General features: G+C 75.4%; 18 protein-coding genes and 1 tRNA gene. 9 read left to right on the top strand and 10 right to left on the bottom strand.

Annotated features, from left to right (window positions below; genetic code table 11):
* Positions 1 to 62 precede the first annotated feature (62 nt).
* Positions 63 to 995 (bottom strand): NADP-dependent oxidoreductase, encoded by a 933-nt coding sequence (locus ABWK59_RS16245; protein WP_354641304.1) that lies wholly within the window; start codon positions 993 to 995, stop codon positions 63 to 65.
* Between the two features lie 145 nt (positions 996 to 1,140).
* Here ABWK59_RS16245 and ABWK59_RS16240 point away from each other — a divergent pair, with 145 nt between their 5' ends.
* Positions 1,141 to 2,067, top strand: coding sequence for an AraC family transcriptional regulator (locus tag ABWK59_RS16240; RefSeq protein ID WP_354641303.1), 927 nt, complete (start codon positions 1,141 to 1,143; stop codon positions 2,065 to 2,067).
* Between the two features lie 96 nt (positions 2,068 to 2,163).
* Entirely contained in the window at positions 2,164 to 2,388 is a 225-nt protein-coding gene (locus ABWK59_RS16235; RefSeq protein WP_354641302.1) for a hypothetical protein, read from the top strand.
* Positions 2,389 to 2,500: 112 nt separating this feature from the next.
* Here ABWK59_RS16235 and ABWK59_RS16230 read toward each other — a convergent pair whose 3' ends face one another.
* Positions 2,501 to 4,897 (bottom strand): lysylphosphatidylglycerol synthase transmembrane domain-containing protein, encoded by a 2,397-nt coding sequence (locus ABWK59_RS16230; RefSeq protein ID WP_354641301.1) that lies wholly within the window; start codon positions 4,895 to 4,897, stop codon positions 2,501 to 2,503.
* 159 nt (positions 4,898 to 5,056) lie between these two features.
* Between ABWK59_RS16230 and ABWK59_RS16225 the strand changes: the two genes are divergently transcribed.
* On the top strand, positions 5,057 to 5,335 hold the full coding sequence (locus ABWK59_RS16225) for a hypothetical protein (protein ID WP_354641300.1): 279 nt from the start codon (positions 5,057 to 5,059) through the stop codon (positions 5,333 to 5,335).
* 106 nt (positions 5,336 to 5,441) lie between these two features.
* On the opposite strand, the gene ABWK59_RS16220 is transcribed toward ABWK59_RS16225, so the two are convergent.
* Positions 5,442 to 5,521 (bottom strand) — tRNA-Tyr (locus ABWK59_RS16220).
* A 201-nt stretch (positions 5,522 to 5,722) separates the two neighbouring features.
* Between ABWK59_RS16220 and ABWK59_RS16215 the strand changes: the two genes are divergently transcribed.
* The gene (locus tag ABWK59_RS16215) at positions 5,723 to 6,217 is read left to right on the top strand and encodes an NUDIX hydrolase (protein WP_354641299.1); all 495 of its coding nucleotides are present in this window, start codon (positions 5,723 to 5,725) and stop codon (positions 6,215 to 6,217) included.
* Between the two features lie 22 nt (positions 6,218 to 6,239).
* On the opposite strand, the gene ABWK59_RS16210 is transcribed toward ABWK59_RS16215, so the two are convergent.
* The 3 genes from ABWK59_RS16210 to ABWK59_RS16200 form a co-directional block, all read right to left on the bottom strand.
* Positions 6,240 to 6,686 carry a GNAT family N-acetyltransferase gene (locus ABWK59_RS16210; protein ID WP_354641298.1) on the bottom strand — a complete coding sequence of 149 codons (447 nt, stop codon included), beginning with the start codon at positions 6,684 to 6,686 and terminating at the stop codon, positions 6,240 to 6,242.
* A gap of 31 nt (positions 6,687 to 6,717) precedes the next feature.
* Complete coding sequence (locus ABWK59_RS16205) at positions 6,718 to 7,413, bottom strand: tyrosine-protein phosphatase (protein ID WP_354641297.1); 696 nt, start codon at positions 7,411 to 7,413, stop codon at positions 6,718 to 6,720.
* A gap of 223 nt (positions 7,414 to 7,636) precedes the next feature.
* Complete coding sequence (locus tag ABWK59_RS16200) at positions 7,637 to 8,374, bottom strand: hypothetical protein (RefSeq protein WP_354641296.1); 738 nt, start codon at positions 8,372 to 8,374, stop codon at positions 7,637 to 7,639.
* Positions 8,375 to 8,705: 331 nt separating this feature from the next.
* Between ABWK59_RS16200 and ABWK59_RS16195 the strand changes: the two genes are divergently transcribed.
* The 5 genes from ABWK59_RS16195 (at position 8,706) to ABWK59_RS16175 (ending at position 15,036) form a co-directional block, all read left to right on the top strand.
* Positions 8,706 to 9,470, top strand: a complete 765-nt coding sequence (locus ABWK59_RS16195) for an RNA polymerase sigma factor (RefSeq protein WP_420492789.1) — start codon at positions 8,706 to 8,708, stop codon at positions 9,468 to 9,470.
* Positions 9,467 to 10,312: a hypothetical protein gene (locus tag ABWK59_RS16190; RefSeq protein ID WP_354641294.1), complete on the top strand. Its 846-nt coding sequence runs from the start codon at positions 9,467 to 9,469 to the stop codon at positions 10,310 to 10,312. Before ABWK59_RS16195 ends, ABWK59_RS16190 begins: the two co-directional genes overlap by 4 nt.
* Before the next feature lie 455 nt (positions 10,313 to 10,767).
* Complete coding sequence (locus ABWK59_RS16185) at positions 10,768 to 11,265, top strand: hypothetical protein (protein ID WP_354641293.1); 498 nt, start codon at positions 10,768 to 10,770, stop codon at positions 11,263 to 11,265.
* Positions 11,266 to 11,282: 17 nt separating this feature from the next.
* A complete protein-coding gene (locus ABWK59_RS16180) occupies positions 11,283 to 13,430 on the top strand; it encodes a bifunctional polysaccharide deacetylase/glycosyltransferase family 2 protein (RefSeq protein ID WP_354641292.1) in 2,148 nt (715 codons plus the stop codon).
* An 88-nt stretch (positions 13,431 to 13,518) separates the two neighbouring features.
* The gene (locus tag ABWK59_RS16175; RefSeq protein ID WP_354641291.1) at positions 13,519 to 15,036 is read left to right on the top strand and encodes a protein kinase domain-containing protein; all 1,518 of its coding nucleotides are present in this window, start codon (positions 13,519 to 13,521) and stop codon (positions 15,034 to 15,036) included.
* A gap of 10 nt (positions 15,037 to 15,046) precedes the next feature.
* Here ABWK59_RS16175 and ABWK59_RS16170 read toward each other — a convergent pair whose 3' ends face one another.
* The 4 genes from ABWK59_RS16170 to ABWK59_RS16155 all read right to left on the bottom strand — a co-directional run bounded on the left by ABWK59_RS16170 (position 15,047) and on the right by ABWK59_RS16155 (position 17,026).
* Positions 15,047 to 15,574 (bottom strand): potassium channel family protein, encoded by a 528-nt coding sequence (locus ABWK59_RS16170; RefSeq protein ID WP_354641290.1) that lies wholly within the window; start codon positions 15,572 to 15,574, stop codon positions 15,047 to 15,049.
* Between the two features lie 297 nt (positions 15,575 to 15,871).
* Positions 15,872 to 16,153, bottom strand: a complete 282-nt coding sequence (gene tatA / locus ABWK59_RS16165) for a Sec-independent protein translocase subunit TatA (RefSeq protein ID WP_354641289.1) — start codon at positions 16,151 to 16,153, stop codon at positions 15,872 to 15,874.
* A gap of 160 nt (positions 16,154 to 16,313) precedes the next feature.
* On the bottom strand, positions 16,314 to 16,670 hold the full coding sequence (locus ABWK59_RS16160) for a DUF202 domain-containing protein (RefSeq protein ID WP_354641288.1): 357 nt from the start codon (positions 16,668 to 16,670) through the stop codon (positions 16,314 to 16,316).
* Positions 16,667 to 17,026 (bottom strand): YidH family protein, encoded by a 360-nt coding sequence (locus ABWK59_RS16155; RefSeq protein WP_354641287.1) that lies wholly within the window; start codon positions 17,024 to 17,026, stop codon positions 16,667 to 16,669. The genes ABWK59_RS16160 and ABWK59_RS16155 overlap by 4 nt, the downstream gene beginning before the upstream one ends.
* Positions 17,027 to 17,054: the final 28 nt, after the last annotated feature.

Genomic DNA, 17,054 nt, shown 5'->3' with positions numbered 1-17,054 from the left:
CCGAGGCCGATTCTGCCCGCCGCCGGGTCCGTGGTCCGCGGATTCGCCCGGTCCCGCAGCCCTCAGAGCGCCAGCACGATCTTGCCCTTGGTCCGGCGCGACTCGATCAGGCGGTGCGCCTGCGCCGCCTCCTCCAGCGGCAGCACATGCTCCACGAACGGCTTCAGCCGGCCCGTCTCCACCAAGTCGGTCAGCGCCTCCAGACCCACGTGGTCCGGCTCCACGACCACGCCGGCGTACCGCTTGCCGTCCGCGGTCACCCGCGCGGCCAGCTCCTCGTCGAAGTGCTCGGTGATGGTGGCCAGCACGCCGCCGTCGCGCAGCACCGGAAGCGACCGAAGCCCGGTGCCCGACCCCACGGTGTCGAACACCGCGTCCAGGTCGGTCAGCCCCTCAGCGAAGTCCCCGGCCGTGTAGTCGATCAGGTGGTCGGCCCCGAGCTCCCGGACGAACTCGTGCTTCGCCGCGCTCGCCGTCGCGTACACCTCCGCGCCCAGTGCCTTGGCGATCTGCACCGCCAGGTGGCCGACCCCGCCGGCGCCGCCGTGGATCAGCACCCGCTGCCCCGGCTGCAACCGGGCCGCGTCCACCAGCGCCTGCCAGGCCGTCAGGCCCGCCAGCGGCAGCGCCGCCGCCTGCGCGTGGTCCAGGCCCTTCGGCTTCCGGGCGAAGTGCCGCGACGGCGCCGCCACGTACTCGCCGTACCCGCCCGCCGCCCGCGGGAAGAACGGCATGCCGTACACCTCGTCGCCGACCGCGAACCGGTTCACCCCCGCCCCGACCTGCTCCACCACCCCGGACACGTCCCAGCCGAGCACGAACGGCGGCTCGCCCAGCAGCGGGAAGGCCCCCGCCCGGACGTACGCGTCCACCGGGTTCACCCCCGCCGCCCGGACCTTCACCAGGACCTCGGTGATCAGCGGCTCGGGCCGGGCCACCTCGCCCACCGTGAGGACGTCCGGCTCTCCGAAGGACTGCTGGGTTACGGCGCGCATGGGCGCCTCCTTCCGTCGGGGCCGATCCCCGTGACCGGCCACGCCCTCAACGTTAGGGAGTCGGAAGGAGACGATGAATAGCCGAAACTCTCGATTCCCTGTCCGATCGTCTCGTCGATCGAGCGTACGGGCGTAGGCTGGGCTCATGGACATCCTCACCGAGGCCGTGGCCTTCATGCGCTCCGACACCCCGCGCACCGCCCGCACCGAATGCCGCGCCCCCTGGGGCCTGCGCTTCAACGAGGCCGCCGGCGCCGGCTTCCACATCGTGATGTCCGGCTCCTGCTGGCTGATCCGCCCGGACGGCTCCACCATCCCCCTCGCCGCCGGGGACGTCGTCTTCCTGCGCAGCGGCGCCGAACACGTCCTCGCCGACGACCCGGACTCACCCGCCGAGGCCTTCTGCCCCGACCGCGCCGACCGCACCTCGCCCATCGGCCGGTTCACCATCGACGGCCCCGGCGCCCGCACCGTCCTGCTCTGCGGCTCCTACCACCTCGACCACGAACGCCCCCACCCGCTCGTCGCCGCCCTCCCCGAGATCATCCACCTCCCCGCCCGCCGCGACCGCCACCTCGCCCTGCGCTCCGCCATCGAGATGCTCGGCGCCGAACTCGACGACCCCCGCCCCGGCTCCGACGGCATCGCCACCGAACTGATCGACCTGCTGCTGCTCTACATCCTCCGCGCCTGGTTCGACGACCAGCCCGCCGACGCCACCGCCGGCTGGGCCGCCGCCCTCACCGACCCGGCCATAGCCCCCGCCCTGCGCGCCATCCACGCCGACCCCGCCGAGGGCTGGACCGTCGAGGGCCTCGCCGCCAGTGCCGGACTCTCCCGCGCCGCCTTCGCCCGCCGCTTCACCGCCATGGTCGGCGAACCCCCGCTCGCCTACCTCACCCGCTGGCGGATGACCTGCGCCGCCCGGATGCTCCGCCACTCCGACACCCCGCTCGGCGTGGTCGGCGGCCGGGTCGGCTACGGCTCCGAGTTCGCCTTCGCCAAGGCCTTCAAGCGCGCCCACGGCGTCCCGCCCGGCCAGTACCGCCGCCGGCTCCGGGCCGCCGCCTGACGAACGGGCCCCGCCGGCGCCCGACCCCGCCACCCCGACGCGCCGACGGACCGTCCACGCTGCGCGCCCGAGCGCCCACCGGCGGATACTTGCGGCATGCCCCAGAACCCTGAGAACCCCGAGTTCCCCGAAGACCTCGACGAGGAATCCCCGGCGCTCCTGGAGGCGGAGGACGAGGAACGCGAGATCGCCGAGCACGAGATCGACAGCCTCGAAGTGCTGCGCGAACGCCGCGCCGGGGGCGCCGCCCAGGCCGACGACGGCGACGCGGTCGAGCAGACCCTGGTGGTCCAGCTGGACGACGACGAGTACCGGGACTGAGCACCGGGACGACCGGGGCCGCGCACCGGAACCGACCCGACCCGACCGGACCGACCCAGAGCCCTGGCCCGAGCCCCGGCCCGAGCGCCGACCCGGACGCGAAGAGCCCCGCTCAGAGCGCCTTGCGCCGCTGCAACCAGGCGAACGCCGCCCACCCCGGCAGCACCGGCAACAGGAACACCAGCAGCCGGAACAGCATCACGGCCGCCAGCGCCGCACCCTCGTCCATCGCCCCGGTGCTCGCCAGCATCTTGGTCATCACCGTCTCGACGCCGCCCACACCGCCCGGCGTCGGCGCCGCGCTGCCCACCGCGTTGCCGGCCAGGAAGGTCACCGCCACCGCCGAGAAGTCCGGCTGCCGCCCCACCGCCTGCACACAGCAGTACAGACAGACCACGAACGCCATCGACACCAGCAGCTGCCCCGCCAGGCCCGCGGCCAGCTTCCCCGGCTGCTGCAACAGGTCCAGCAGGCGCGGCAGCACCTCCGCCCGCAGCGGGCGCAGCAGCGTCTGCACCCGCCGTCGCAGCACCGGCACCGCCACCACCGACAGCAGCAGCACCCCGACCCCGGCCAGCGCCAGGCCCATCACCCACGGGTCCGGCAGCTTCGACTCCGAACCGGCCGCCGGACCCAGCCCGAGCAGCGCACCGAAAAGCGCCAACTGCACCAGGTGCAGCCCCAGCCCGATCAGCTGCGAGGCCCCGACGCTGGACAGCGCCTGCGCCGTCGGGATCCCGGCCGACTGCAGGAACCGCGTGTTCAGCGCCACCCCGCCGACCCCGCCCGGCGACACCAGCTTCACGAACGACCCCGCCAGCTGCGCCGCCAGCGCCCGCCCGAAGGACAGCCGCTCCGGGACGAAGCCGACGAACCCCAGCGTCGCCGCCAGGTAGCTGGCCGCGGCGGCCACCACCGCGCCCGCCAGCCAGAGCGGATCGGCGCCCGCCAGCAGCGCGAACGGGTTGCTGCCGCTGCCGAACAGGTACCTCAGCAGCAGGTACCCGGCCAGGATGCCCGCCACCAGGGTGACCAGGACCCGCGGCCGCAACCGCTCCAGCCGCACCGGCTCGACCGGCGCCTGCGGCAGGTGGAGCAGCACCTCGGCGCGGATCCGGGCGGGCAGGCCCGGCTGCTCCTTGAGCGCCGCCCGGGTACCGCGGGGGAGGGCGATCGGCTGCAGCAGCGGCAGCGCCGCGCCGACCGCGGCCGGGCCGAGCACCGCCATCGCCGCCGCCACCGCCCGCTCCGGACCCACCCGCAGGGCGACGGCGGTCAGCAGACCGGCCACGTCCAGGCGGAGCAGCAGGTCGCCGGCGGCGATCTCCCCGTCGGCCGGCTCCGCCAGGTGCACCTGCCCGGCGTCGTCCACCAGCACGGACTCCGGGCCGAGGCCGCGGTGGGCGATCCGGCGCCCCTGCAGCAGGCGCAGCTGGCGCCAGGCGTCCACCAGCAGCGGGTCGGTCAGCTCCTCGTCCGCCAGCTCGCCGAGCGGACGGGCCGCCAGGTGGGGGTACGCCACCAGCATGGCCTCGGGCCCCACCTCGGTGACCGCGGCGGGCCGGCGGGTGCGCACCCCTGCGGCGGCCGCCGCGTACGCCAGCAGGGCCAGGTGCTCGGCGCCGGCGCGCAGCGGGCGCAGGCCCAGCGGGCGGGGTGCCGTGCGCAGCCTCAGCAGCTGCCACAGGTGGTGCGGCAGGCCGTTGGCCTGGGCGCGGCGGTCGAGCAGGTGGACGTCCAGGTCGGGGCCGTCCTCGTGCTGGGTGGCCAGGTAGCGGGTGCGGCCGGTCGGCCGGACGGCGTCCGGCCGCACCCCCGCCTGGGCCAGCGCGTGCGCGATCTGGCGGAGGGTCGGGGTGTGCGTGGGCTCGCCGACCGCGTACCGGACGGTCTGGGCGGTGGTCCAGCCGACCAGCAGGGCCAGCACCAGCGAGAGCGGGGTGGCGTAGCCGGTGATCAGGCCGGAGAGCGCGGCCAGGCCGAGCGCGGCGGTCAGCGCGGTGCGCCAGCGGCGCAGCCCGGAGAGGCCGACGGCGGTCATGAAGGCGATGACGGGGGCGAGGTGGCCGTACACCGGGTCGGTGTGGCCCGGGCCGTCCGGCGAGGGGTGGGTGAGGGCGGTCAGGTCGCCGACCGCGAGGTCCAGCCCGAGCGCCAGCCCGTACGCGGCCACCGCTGCCAGCACGCCGTCCGGGATCCGGCGGCCCTCGCCGCGGACCAGCCGGTCGACGGCGAAGCCGAGCGGGACCACCAGCAGCGCGGCCGCGCACAGCGCCCCGGCCAGCTGCACCGGCGGCCAGGGCAGCATGCCGGCGCCGAGGGTGACGTCGGCGTCCAGCCCGCCGGCGGTGCCCTCCGCGTAGTCGGCGAGCAGCAGCACCAGGCCGGTCGTGGCCAGCCCGGTGAGCACGCGGATCAGCGAGGCGGGGTGCCGGACGCGCCGGTCGGCCCGCTCGGGGCGTTCCGGGGCCGCCTCCCGGGACTCGTCAGCTTGTATCACCGTGGCCACGCGGCATGTTTTCACACAGGCGCCCGACTGACGCCGTAGTCGGATGAAGCCCACAGGTAGGGTTATGGGTATATCGGCTAATATCCGGGCATACCGGAATGCATCCGCAGCCCGAGCGGCCACCCGCCCCACGGCGCGGGCCGCCGAAGGGAGGTCGACATGACCAAGCGCACGACGGGCAAGATGGCCAAGCTCCGCCGCGGCACCCAGGAACTCCTCGAACGCCGGAGCATGGAAGCGAACCCCAGCCCGCTCGCCCCACAACTGCACACGGACGGCCCGGCGGCGGCCCGCTCGGGGCCGTACTTCGGGGACGTTACGTTCAGCCACGGCGGGCGTCGCGAGATGGCCACCACCGGACCGCTCGGCGGACCGGCCGGCCACGTCGAACTCCCCGGACACCGGCACCGCGGGGCCGAGAAGCACTCGGCGCACTGACGCCGCCCGGCGCACCGGACCCGCCGTCCGGAGCGCAGCCGGAACACCGACGAGGTGGCACCCTCCCGTGGAGGGTGCCACCTCGTCGCGTCCTTCCGGCGCAGGGTGGGCGCGGGAGGATTCGAACCTCCACAGCCGGAGCGGGGGCTTTACAGGCCCTTGGGCTCACCGATGCCCAGCACACCCTGGTCAGGCCAACTCCACTGCTCCGGAGGCTGGTTGAGCTGCCCTGCGGACATGATTCTCCCGGCGCGGCCGGGGTGGGGCAAAGGGATTTCCGCCGCGGCGCGCCCGGTGCGAGAGTGGGGGCGCGCCGCGATCGTTCCACCGCCCCCGCCGTCACAGCCCACAGCCGAAACCCCACCGCAACACCCACCGAGGAGTGCCATGTCGGAAGCGCCGGAGTTCAAGTCCCGCGAGGAATGGCTGAATTCACTGCACCGCGTGTACGCCGCATCGGGCTGCCTGATCAGCGACCCGGAAGGCCGGGTGCTGATCGTCAAGGCCGGCTACCGCGACCACTGGCAGTTCGTCGGCGGCACCGTCGACCTCGGCGAGAACCCGCAGCACTGCGCGGAGCGCGAACTCCTGGAGGAGACCGGCCTGGTCCGGCCCGCCGGTGAACTCCTCGCCGTGGGCTGGACCAACCCCTCCGGCGAACTCGCCCACCCCGCCTGCCACTTCCTCTTCGACTTCGGCACGCTCCCGGCCGACTCGACGATCACCCTGCCGGCCGGCGAACTCGACGCCTACCGCTGGGTCGAGGTCGACGAGGCGCTCGACCTGCTCGGCCCGGCCCGCGCGCTGCGCCTCCAGGCCGGCCTCGCCGCCCGCGCGGACGGCCGCACCCGGGTGATCACCACCCCGGTCCCGGGTTTCTGACGGGAGCCCTTCGCCCACCGGATCAGAGCGTCAGCTTGAAGCCGTCGTGGCTGCGGTCGAAGCCGAGCGAGGCGTAGAAGCGGTGGGCGTCGCCGCGACGCTTGGCGCTGGTCAGCTGGACCAGCCCGCAGCCGCGCTCCCGGGCGCGGTCCACGGCGCGGGTCATCAGCTCCCGGCCCAGGCCCGTACCGCGCCGGTCCGCACGGATCCGGACCGCCTCGACCAGGGCGCGCTCCCTGCCGCGCTTCCCGAGCCCCGGGATGTAGGTGAGCTGGAGGCAGCCGAGGACGGTGCCGTCGCCCTCGTCCAGCACCATCACCTCGTTGCGCGGGTCCGCCTCGATCGCGGCGAACGCCGTCTCGTACGCCGCGTCCACCACGACGGACGCCGGATCGACCACGCGGTCCTCGTCCGCCAGCAGGGCGAGGACGGCGGGGAGGTCGCGGCGGGCGGCGGTACGGAAGATCATGCCGGGAGTCTCCCAGGCCGGCGGGCCCCGGTCAGGGCAGCAGGCGGGTGCGGACGGCGGTGGCGTCGGCGGGCGGGAGGTAGCCCTCGGGGTCGAACTCGGTGAGGACCTGGAGGAGGACGTCCTCGGCGGTGGTGCCGGCGTCGCGGAGGATCTTCTCGATCAGCTCGGTCTCGTCGGGCCGGCCGAGCATCCCCCACAGCGGCTGGAGGTTGGCGGTGCTCAGCTGGTAGTCGGCCGCGATGGCGGTGTGCTCGACGCCCGCGAGGGCGAGCAGGACGAGGGTGGCCAGCCCGGTGCGGTCGCGGCCCGCGCCGCAGTGCACCACCACCCCGCCCGGCCGGGCCCGGCCGACCGCGGCGACGACGGCCGCCACCGCCTCCCGGCAGTGGTCGAGGTACGGGCGGAAGGCCAGCGGGGTGCCGTCCAGCCCGCCGAACCGGGCCCACCAGTCGGGGCCGGCCAGCGCGTCCAGCGGCACCCGGACCAGCTCGACGCCCTCGGGCAGCGGCAGCAGCGGCCGGTACTCCTCGTCATTGCGCAGGTCGACCACGGTCCGGATGCCGTGGGCGGCGAGCGCGGCCCAGCCCTCGGCGGTGAGCCGGTCGAGGTTGTCGGCACGGACGACGGCGCCGCGGCGGGTGCGGCGGCCGTCCACGGTGGGCAGACCGCCGAGGTCCCGTACGTTGAGGCAGCCGTCCCAGACCAGCCGGCGATCGTCCGTCATGAGTCGCAAGTCCCCCGTCATCCCCCGAGTCGCACGGCGGCCGGATGGCCCCGTCGTGGTTCGTCGTCCTTCAAGGACACCGGGACCGTGTCACCCGGTTCCGGTCGTCCGTCCACGGCCCCATGGCGACGGACCCACCGCGACAAGCCGGCCGCGGCGAAGCGGCCACGACGGGCCGACCGCGCCGGACGGGCCGGGGTTGCCACGGGCCGGGCCCAAGGGTTCAGCCGCCGTCCGGCCGATCGGCCTCGGAGCGGCCCGGTGCGCCGAGGGACCACAGCTCCCGCCCGAGCGTGTCGAACACCCGCACCCGGTGGTAGCGCTCGTCGCCCGCGGAGAGGAACCCCTCGGCGGTGCTCTCCAGCACCCGGCGGGCGACCCGGTCGGACCGGACCCAGGCACCGCGCAGCAGCAGCTCCCCGTCCGCGGTCAGCTCGGTGCGGCGGATCCGGGAGACCGCTGCCCGGGCGAGGGCGGCGTTGACCTCCTCCAGCTCCACGGCGGACAGGTACGTCCGGGTGGCGGGCTCCTCCAGGCGGCGCAGCAGCTCGGGGAGCCCGTAGCGGCGGACGGCGGCCACCGAGTCCTCGACCGCGACCAGCCAGCGCGGGCCCGGGGCGATCTCCCACCAGACGTCCCCGCCGGCCGGCAGCAGCTCGCCGATCCGGGCCCGCCAGCTCTCCAGCCCGGAGGCGGTGTTCGGGTCGGGCCGCAGCGAGCCGCGCTGACGCGGGGCCCGCCCGGCCCAGGCGTCCTTGGCGGTGACGCTCAGGTTGAGCGTGTAGCGGACGGCCGGGTCGCCGGCCCCCGCGGCCGCCACCTCGACGCCGAGCAGCGCCCAGTGGGCGCGGTCGGGGACGGAGAAGGTGTACCGCCAGCCGGTGAAGCCGAGCGTCCGGAGGGCCGGCGCGAAGTGGTCGCGCAGGCCCTCGGCGAGGAGCTGCCAGGCAGCGGTGGTCATCACGGGTCCCGTGGTCGGTGGGGGAGCGGCGGGGAGCGGGGGTGGGGGGCGGGATCAACCGGGATCGGCGAGGGATCGCTGCGGATCGCTGCGGATCGGCAGGAATCGGCAGGAATCGGCACGGAACGGCGCGGCCCGGCGGGGAGGAAGGCGGGCGCAGCCCGCACCGGCCGCGCCCGCCCACACCCACCCACCCACCCACCCACCGGAGAACCTATGTCCCGGACACCTTTGTCGGCTGCGGACGAATGGCAGCCGCTGCCAGGACGTTGGTCCTGGTCAGCGCGGTCCTCGGACCTTCCGACCCGGCGCGCCACGGGGATGGCGCATCATGTGGCGGGTGCACAGAGCAGAACACCACGGGGTGGGCGGCCACGACCCGACCGGTACCCCTTCAGGTGCCCACGACCCGTACAGGACCCCCGCACCGCCAGGGCACCCGCCCGACCGCCGGACCGACCTCACCGCGGCCGTCGAGGCCGCCCGGCAGGGCGACGAGGAGGCGTTCCGGCTGCTGTTCCGGGCCGTCCAGCCGGGCCTGCTGCGCTACCTGCGGGTCCTGGTCGGCGGCCGGGCCGAGGACGCCGAGGACATCGCCTCCGAGGCGTGGCTCCAGATCGCCCGCGACCTGCACACCTTCACCGGCGACTCGGACGGCTTCCGGGGCTGGGCCGCCACCGTCGCCCGCAACCGGGCCCTCGACCACCTGCGCCGCCAGCGCCGCCGTCCGGTGGCCGACCTGCCGGTCGAGTTCCTCGCCGAGCTCGCCGCCGCCGAGGACACCGCGGGCAGCGCCATCGCCACCGTCGCCACCTCCGACGCCCTCGCGCTGATCGCCGGACTGCCCCGCGACCAGGCCGAGGCCGTCCTGCTGCGGGTGGTGCTGGAACTGGACGCCGAGAGCGCCGCCCGCGTCCTCGGCAAGCGCTCCGGCAGCGTCCGGATGGCCGCCCACCGGGGCCTGCGCAAGCTCGCCAAGCTGCTGGAGAGCAGTGGAGGAGTCGCCGCCGGAGTACCCCGGCAGAAGCCGCTGGAAAAAAGTTCTCGGAAAGGTGTGACACCCGCCGGGGCCGCGACGCTGAAGGACATGAGATGAGCAAGAACCGATCCCGCCGGATCGACCGGGCGACCGCCGAGCAGCTGCTCTCGGGTGCCGAGGTCGGCTCGGAGGCCGGTCCGGCCCCCCTCACCGGTCACGCGGCCCTCGCCGGGCTGCTCGCCGCCGCAGCCGCCCCGGCCGCCGACGGCGAACTGCCCGGGGAACGGGAAGCCGTGGCCGCCTTCCGGGAGGCTCGTCGCACCCCCGTTCCACAGCCCAGGAGACGAACGATGGCGGACACCGCGATGGCGCGGGCCTTCAGCGCGAAGGCCCTCGTCGCCGCGTTCGCCGTCACCGCGGTCGGCGGCGTCGCCGTGGCCGCCGGCACCGGCAGCCTGCCCGCCGCCCTCGGCGGCGGACCCGACCGGGACACCCCGGCCGCCGCCGGCACCAGCGGTTCCCCGAACCGGTCGCACCCCGCCTCCGGCGACCCGTCCGCCCGGACCACCGGGCCCGGCAGCGTCGCACCGTACGGCGGCCCCACCACCGACCCCGGGGCGGCCTCCGCCGGCCCCGCCGACCTGCCCGCGCTCTGCCGCACCTTCACCGAGCGCACCGGCAGCGGCGCCAAGGCCAAGGACCTGCTCGCCGAGCCGGCCCTGCAACCCCTGGTCAAGGCCGCCGGCACCGCCGAACGCGTCCAGGGCTACTGCAACGGCCTCGGCAAGAAGGACACCGCCTCACCGACCCCCGACCACGGCGGGGACGGCCACAACCCCTCCGCCACCCCGACCAAGGCCGAACGGACCGAGAAACCCGGCCCCTCGGCCACCCCCTCACCCAGTACCGGCCGCGACAGCCGTTCCAACGGCTCGCCGGACGGAACCGCCAAGGGGTGACCCGAACCCCGGTCGGGCGGTGGGCACATCCCCCCGGGCCCACCGCCCGACCGGCGAAGCGGCACCACGGACCGCCAGGAGCGGCACCACGGCACCGCGCCACCCGCAGGACCGCACGAACCGCAGGACCGCACCACCAGTAGCAACCGCAGTACCGCAGCACCCCTGCGCCGCCCCCGCGGCGGCGCCCCCGGATTCCGGGTGGTCGGCGGGCTCCCCTGTGCCCGCCGCCCGCCCGGCACGGTTCCGGACGGGCGGTGGACTCCCCCGGGTCCGCCGCCCGCCCGGCACGGTTCCGGACGGGCGGTGGACTCCCCCGGGTCCGCCGCCCGTCCGGACCGGCCCGGCCGCGGGCCGGGAGCCGAGGCGTCCGGTGGGTTCCCCCGTGCCCGCCGTCCGCCCGCTCCCGGCCCGCCGCCGGTCCGCCCCGCCCCCGCTCAGAACCTGGACCCACGGTGATCGACGACACCACCCGGCTCGCCCCGGTGCCGCCCGGCCCGCAGCCCGCCACCGCCCGCCCGAGCGGACCGCCGAGCGCACCCCCGCCGGTCTTCGTCGACTCCAGCGGCCGCCGCCAGCGCCGGGTCCGCCGCCTCGGCCGGCTCCTCGCCGTCCCCGCCGTCGGTTACCTGGCCCTCGTCCTCAGCAGCCTGCTGGGCGGCCCCGCCATCGACGCGCCCTTCCTGCCGCAGCCGCCCGCGCGCCCCGCCGACACCCTCCCCGGCGCCGCGCCCACCGCCTCAGAGGAGGCCGCCGGCGCCGAACCCACGGACGACGCCACCGGCCAGGCCGCCACCCGCCGACCCACCCCCGCCGGCACCGGCCAGGCCACCACCGTCCGACCGGCCGCCACCGCCGTCGCCGACCCGCCCACGACACCGAACCCCGCACCCACCTCCAGCCGAGGCAAACCCACGGAACCCAACGCCCACAAGCCCACCAAGACCCCCTGACCCGCCCCGAGGACCCCGTGGCCACGCCGACCCGCCCCCACACCCGCCGCGGCCGCCGCGGCGTGGTCCGCCAGGTACCCCTGCGCACCCACTGGCTGCTGCTCACCACCCTGGTGCTCACCCTGAGCGCGGCCCTCCTGCTCCAGGGCTACACCCAGCACATGTACGGCCACGAGGCCGACGGCGCCCCCCGCCCCCGCAGCGGTTCCGCGGCCGTCCCCGCCCAGATCGCCGACGGCGGCCCGCTCATCGACACCAGCGGCTCCGAACCCCGTACCGCCGCCCCCGCCGAGAAGACCGTCGCCCTCACCTTCGACGACGGCCCCGACCCCGAGTGGACCCCGCGGATCCTCGACACCCTCCGCCGCCACCAGGTCCACGCCACCTTCTTCGTGGTCGGCACCCGGGTCGCCGAACACCCGGAACTCGCCCGCCGGATCCTCGCCGAGGGCCACCAGATCGGCATCCACACCTTCACCCACGCCGACCTCTCCGCCGCCGCCCCCTGGCGCCGCACCCTGGAACTCCGCGAGGCCCAGCTCGCCCTCGCCGGCGCCACCGGCACCACCAGCTCCCTGCTCCGCCCGCCCTACTCCTCCACCCCCGACGCCGTCACCGACGTCGACTACGAGGCCCTCCGCACCGCCGGCCAGCAGGGCTACCTCACCGTCCTCACCACCCAGGACAGCGAGGACTGGCGCCGCCCGGGCGTCGAGAAGATCGTCGCCGACTCCACCCCGCAGGGCACCGCCGGCCAGGTCCTGCTGATGCACGACTCCGGCGGCGACCGCAGTCAGACCCTCGCCGCCCTCGACCGGCTGCTCCCCGACCTCAAAACCCGCGGCTTCACCGTCACCACCGTCGGCGCCGCCGCGGGCCTGCCCCAGGTCATGCACCCCGCCGAGTCCGGCGACCACTGGCAGGGCCTCGCCCTGATCGGCGCCCTCACCGCCAGCGACTGGGCCCTCACCGTGCTCGGCTGGCTGCTCTGGGCGGCCGGCGCGATCGGCGTCCTGCGCGCCGTGGCGCTGCTGGCGGCCGCCCGGCGGCACAAGAAGCTGCGCCGCCGCGGCTGGGGCGCCCCGGTCACCGAACCGGTCTCGGTCATCGTCCCCGCCTACAACGAGAGCGCCGGCATCGAGGCCGCCGTCCGCTCCCTGCTCGCCTCCGACCACCCGGTCGAGGTGATCGTCGTCGACGACGGCTCCACCGACGGCACCGCCGACCTGGTCGAGTCCCTGAACCTCCCGTACGTCCGGGTGATCCGCCAGGCCAACGCCGGCAAGCCGGCCGCTCTCAACAACGGCCTGCGGCACGCCCGCGCCGAACTCGTGGTGATGGTCGACGGCGACACCGTCTTCGAACGCGACGCCGTGCGGATGCTCATCCAGCCCTTCGCCGACCGCCGGGTCGGCGCCGTCTCCGGCAACGCCAAGGTCGTCAACCGCGGCGGCCTGCTCGGCCGCTGGCAGCACATCGAGTACGTGGTCGGGTTCAACCTCGACCGCCGGCTGTTCGACCTCGCCGAGTGCATGCCCACCGTCCCCGGCGCGGTCGGCGCCTTCCGCCGCTCCGCCCTGCTCAGGCTCGGCGGCGTCGCCGAGGAGACCCTCGCCGAGGACACCGACCTCACCATGGCGCTGTGCCGGGCCGGCTGGCGGGTGGTCTACGAGGAGCGGGCCAAGGCCTGGACCGAGGCCCCCGCCACCCTCGGCGCCCTCTGGCGCCAGCGCTACCGCTGGTGCTACGGCACCCTGCAGGCCATGTGGAAGCACCGCGGCGCGCTCGGCCAGCGCGGCCAGGCCGGCAAGCTCGGCCGCCGCGGCCTGCTCTACCTGCTGATGTTCCAGGTCCTGCTGCCGCTGCTCGCCCCGGTCGTGGACGTCTTCGCGCTGTACGGCCTGGTCTTCCTCGACCCGGTGCGGATCATCGGCCTGTGGGGCGCCTTCCTGCTGCTGCAGACCGCGATCGCCGGCTACGCCTTCCGGCTCGACGGCGAGAAGCTCGGCCCGCTGTGGACTCTCCCGCTCCAGCAGTTCGTCTACCGGCAGCTGATGTACCTGGTCGTCGTCCAGTCCGTCTGCACCGCCCTGGCCGGCTCCCGGCTGCGCTGGCAGCGGATGCAGCGCTACGGCACCCTCCAGGTGCCTCCGGCGGCGGGGTGAGAGGCCAGGGCACGCCCGCGCGGGACGCCCCGGTCGGCGTGCCCGCTATCGTTTGCCTCCAGCCGGCGGACAGAGAGGAGCGGATCCGATGATCGGACGTGCGCTGAACGGGCGCTACGAACTCGGCGAGATACTCGGCGTCGGCGGCATGGCCACCGTCTACCGGGGCGTCGACCGGCAGCTCGGCCGCCCGGTCGCGGTCAAGGTCCTCAACGGCGGCCTCGCCGACGACCCCCGCTTCGCCGAGCGCTTCACCCTGGAGGCCCAGCACGCGGCGATCCTGGTCCACCCCCGGATCGTCACCGTCTTCGACTCCGGCGTCGACCAGGGCTTCCCGTACATCGTCATGGAGCTGGTCCACGGCCGGCCGCTGAGCCACCTGATCGCCGAGTCCGGGGTCCTGCCGGTCGAGCGCGCGGTCGGCATCGCCTCCGCGGTCCTCGAAGCCCTGGAAGCCGCCCACGGCCAGGATCTGGTGCACCGGGACATCAAGCCCGGCAACATCATGATCACCGCGGACGGCGGGGTGAAGGTGGTGGACTTCGGCATCGCCCGCGCCGGCTCCTCCGCCGGGAACCTCACCCAGACCGCCGCCGTGGTCGGCACCGCCAACTACCTCTCGCCCGAGCAGGCCACCGCCTCCGCGCTGGACGGCCGTGCCGACCTGTACGCGGTCGGCTGCGTGCTGATGGAGATGCTCACCGGCGCCCCGCCGTTCACCGCGGACACCCCGGTCGCGATCGCCTTCAAGCACGTCAGCGAGTACCCCGTCCCGGTCTCGGTCCGCCGCCCGGACATCCCGCCGGCCCTCGACGCCGCCATCCTGCGCCTGCTCGCCAAGAACCCCGCCGACCGTCCGAACGACGCCGGCCGGGCCCGCGCCGAGCTGCTCGGCGCCGTCCCCGGCGGTGCCGCCGCCGACCGCACCAGCGAGCTCCTCGGCGCCGCCACCCAGCTCCTCCCGCCGGTCACCCCGCCCCCCGGCTTCCCCCAGGCCGCCCCCGCGCAGCCGTACGTGGAGAACAACCGCACCTCGCTCCTCCCGTCGCTGCCCTCCATGGACCGGGCCGAGGCGTACGAGGACCGTGAGCCGGCGCGCGACCGCAACCCGATGCTGCTCGCCGGGATCGGCGCGGCCGTGCTGGCCGTGATCGTCGCCGTCGCCGCCTTCGCGCTCACCGGCGGCGGCTCCCAGGCCCGGAAGAGCCCCGCCGCGGCCCCGGCCGCCTCCTCCGCCCCGGCGGCCTCCGCCGAGCCGTCCGCCTCGCCCTCCGCGGCGCCCAGCCCGACCGCCAGCGCCTCCGCCAGCCCCTCGGCCGGTGCCAAGGCGAACCCGGCGGGCCAGATCGCCCAGCTGAGAGCCGCCGTGGCGCAGACCGACGTGCACCGCGAGCGGGACCGCCAGGAGGACCTGCTGCGGGTCCTCGACGAGGCCACCCGGGACGTCGCGGCCCGCCGCAACGACGCCGCGGCCGACGCCCTGAAGGACGCTCAGCGGATCGTCGCCGACCTCTCCAAGAAGCGGGCCGTGGACAAGGGCACCGCCTCCGCCTGGCAGAACAAGCTCGGCTCGCTGATCAACACCCTGCGCGACGGCAACGACTGAGCCGTCCGGCTCAGCGGTCCGGCTCCGGCGGGCGGGCGCCCGCCCGCCGCGCCACGTCGGCCTTGACCCGCCGGTTCAGTGCCGCCGCCCCGGCCGTCAGGAACACCACGGTGTAGGCGATCTGGAGCATCACCACCACCCGGGCCGTCTGCCCGGTCGGGACGATGTCCCCGTACCCGACCGTGGCCATGGTGATCACCGTGAAGTAGAGCGCGTCCACCTTGGTGTGCAGCCCGTCCAGCTCACCGGGGGTCCGCGAGATCGTCAGGTACGCGGTCGCGAAGATCACCAGCGCGGTGCAGAGCAGCATAAGGATCGCCCGGGCGGGCCGGCCGGGCAGTCCCAGGGCCTCGCGCCGGATCTCGCGCAGCAGGAAGGCGGCCAGCAGGCCGAGGGCGAGCGCGAAGACCGTCCAGCCGAGGACCGGCTGATCGGGCCCGAAGACCCCGAGCGGCACCAGGAACCACGCGGTCAGCAGGGCCACCGGGCCGCTGGCGGTCGCCAGCAGCGCCACCGACTCGGCGCGGTCGACGGCCATCCGGGCCGCCCGTCAGCCGGTGGTGCCGGGCGGCGCGGGCTCCGGACGGTCCGCCGGGGCCGACCCGTCCGGCGGCTCGGCGGGTGCGCGGCGCTCCGGTCCGGCAGGCCGGCGGCGCGGTCCGGTGGGTTCCCCGCCGTTCGCCGAAGCGTCGTCCGCCATCCCAACCTCCGGGTCCTCAGGGCTGCCAGCCGGAAACCAGGAGATACCAGAACACATCGGACTGCCAGTCGGCCGGACACGCAACGGAGCCGCCGACCCGTCAGCTGACGGGTCGGCGGCTCCGGAACGAGCGACTCAGGCGGTGGTGGACTTCGGGGTCTCCGTGGCCTTGGTCACCGTGGTCGGCTCGACGGCCTGAGGACGGGGCTGCTCGGCGGTGCGGGCGGCGGTACCGGCGGCAGCGCCGGCCTCCGCGGGGGCGTCGTCCTCGCGCAGGGCCTTGGTCTCGGCCTTGAGGATACGCATCGACTTGCCGAGGCCACGGGCCATCTCGGGCAGCTTCTTCGAGCCGAAGAGCAGGACGAGCACTGCCACCATGATGATGAAGTGCCAGGGCTCGAGACCGTTACGGAACATCCCTGACCACCGGGCCTTTCGCGGAGTATCTCGCCGAATCACTGGGAACGGGCGGACAAGCCCGACCCGGCCAGTATGCCTGGCGGGATCGACCAACGTACACACCCGTCGGCGAACACCTGTCGAAAAGCAGGTGATCACGCCTTTATGGTCTATACCACTATCGGGGTGCGGGGCCGGCCAGCACCCCCCAGGCGCACCCCGCCGCGACCACCGCCACCACCACCGCCAGCACCCGCACCGGCAGCGCCCGGACGGCTTCCGGCGCACCGCCCGGACTCCGTCCGGCGCGCCGCCGCCGACGCAGTCCGTACCCGTAGAACCCCGCCGCCGCAGCGGCCAGCAGCCCGCCCAGCACGGTCAGCCCGGCCTGTCGCCGCACCAGTCCCGTCCGCAGCAGCAGCACCGCGTCCACCACCAGCAGCAGCGCCGTCCGGCTCCACGCCAGCAGGGTCCGCTCCGGCTGCAGGCCCGGGTCGCGGACCGGACCGCCGCGGCCCCCGCCCGGGGCGGTCACCGGGCCGACCCGACGATCAGCACCGACAGCACCACCGCCGCCAGCGCCACGCACACCGTCAGCACCAGCATCGTCCGGGTGTACGGCAGTGGGAGCCCCAGCCGCATCGCCCGCTCCACCCGCGCCCACCGCCGGTACGCCGCCGCGCCCAGCGCCGCCCCGGACAGCGCCAGCACCACCGCCAGGCCGGCCCGCACCGGGCGCGGCGCCAGCTCGGGGGTCAGCTGGTCCAGCACCACCGCGCCGGCCAGCAGCGCCAGCGAGGTCCGGATCCAGGCCAGGAAGGTCCGCTCGTTGGCCAGCGAGAACCGGTAGTCCGGGTCCTCGCCCTCGCGGCGCCAGGACGGTTCCTCCATCGCCCGCCGCCCTCCCGTCTCCTCGGGG

Origin of the sequence: Kitasatospora sp. HUAS MG31, assembly GCF_040571325.1 — a bacterium.
GTDB classification, from domain to species: Bacteria; Actinomycetota; Actinomycetes; order Streptomycetales; family Streptomycetaceae; genus Kitasatospora; species Kitasatospora camelliae.
The sequence above is the reverse complement of the archived record's forward strand: the minus strand, read 5'-3'. Positions and strand labels throughout refer to the sequence as shown.

What these genes read in the sequence shown, in the direction of transcription:
- ABWK59_RS16245 (WP_354641304.1), bottom strand. Translation starts at nt 995, where the DNA reads ATGCGCGCCGTAACCCAGCAGTCCTTCGGAGAGCCGGACGTCCTCACG.
- ABWK59_RS16240 (WP_354641303.1), top strand. Translation starts at nt 1,141, where the DNA reads ATGGACATCCTCACCGAGGCCGTGGCCTTCATGCGCTCCGACACCCCG.
- ABWK59_RS16235 (WP_354641302.1), top strand. Translation starts at nt 2,164, where the DNA reads ATGCCCCAGAACCCTGAGAACCCCGAGTTCCCCGAAGACCTCGACGAG.
- ABWK59_RS16225 (WP_354641300.1), top strand. Translation starts at nt 5,057, where the DNA reads ATGACCAAGCGCACGACGGGCAAGATGGCCAAGCTCCGCCGCGGCACC.
- ABWK59_RS16215 (WP_354641299.1), top strand. Translation starts at nt 5,723, where the DNA reads ATGTCGGAAGCGCCGGAGTTCAAGTCCCGCGAGGAATGGCTGAATTCA.
- ABWK59_RS16210 (WP_354641298.1), bottom strand. Translation starts at nt 6,686, where the DNA reads ATGATCTTCCGTACCGCCGCCCGCCGCGACCTCCCCGCCGTCCTCGCC.
- ABWK59_RS16205 (WP_354641297.1), bottom strand. Translation starts at nt 7,413, where the DNA reads ATGACGGACGATCGCCGGCTGGTCTGGGACGGCTGCCTCAACGTACGG.
- ABWK59_RS16200 (WP_354641296.1), bottom strand. Translation starts at nt 8,374, where the DNA reads ATGACCACCGCTGCCTGGCAGCTCCTCGCCGAGGGCCTGCGCGACCAC.
- ABWK59_RS16195 (WP_420492789.1), top strand. Translation starts at nt 8,706, where the DNA reads ATGTGGCGGGTGCACAGAGCAGAACACCACGGGGTGGGCGGCCACGAC.
- ABWK59_RS16190 (WP_354641294.1), top strand. Translation starts at nt 9,467, where the DNA reads ATGAGCAAGAACCGATCCCGCCGGATCGACCGGGCGACCGCCGAGCAG.
- ABWK59_RS16175 (WP_354641291.1), top strand. Translation starts at nt 13,519, where the DNA reads ATGATCGGACGTGCGCTGAACGGGCGCTACGAACTCGGCGAGATACTC.
- ABWK59_RS16170 (WP_354641290.1), bottom strand. Translation starts at nt 15,574, where the DNA reads ATGGCCGTCGACCGCGCCGAGTCGGTGGCGCTGCTGGCGACCGCCAGC.
- tatA (WP_354641289.1), bottom strand. Translation starts at nt 16,153, where the DNA reads ATGTTCCGTAACGGTCTCGAGCCCTGGCACTTCATCATCATGGTGGCA.
- ABWK59_RS16155 (WP_354641287.1), bottom strand. Translation starts at nt 17,026, where the DNA reads ATGGAGGAACCGTCCTGGCGCCGCGAGGGCGAGGACCCGGACTACCGG.